The 453-nt window shown below is 66.9% G+C and carries 1 pseudogene; it reads left to right on the top strand.

From position 1 onward, the window contains the following. Positions 1 to 453, top strand: a pseudogene (locus tag ACTFO6_RS17235) (hypothetical protein); the annotation flags it as partial.

Genomic DNA, 453 nt, shown 5'->3' on the forward strand with positions numbered 1-453 from the left:
CTTCCCGACACCTGGCGCATCGAAGTCCCGCGCCATCTTCAGGGGCGGCAGGTCGCGCCGCGCTACGACTGCGCCACCTTTCGCCGTTCCGTAGCGGTGCGCTATCCGGCGGATCAGGTGGAGTTCATTCACCGCCTGCACCCCCTCGCGCAAGCCGTCGGCGAGCACGCCTTCCGCGAACTCACGCTCGAACCCGCGCGCAACCAGTTCGCCGCCCGTATCGCCGTGCGCCGGCACACCATGGCACAGGGGCCGATCGCGCTCTTCACCTTCCTGGAACGCCAGAGCCATCCGAAAGGAAGAGTGTTCGGAATTCCGGTGACGGCAAAGGGAGAAGTCCTAGCGCAGGACATCGCGCGCGCTTTTCTGGAAGACGATGGCTCCCCGGCGGGCGAGGTGCCGTGGGCCGAATGCGAGCGCGTCTTCGCGAGTGGCTTCGCTGCGATACAGGAG

This window comes from Pelomicrobium sp. G1 (assembly GCF_051905455.1).
Lineage (GTDB): Bacteria > Pseudomonadota > Gammaproteobacteria > Burkholderiales > UBA6910 > Pelomicrobium.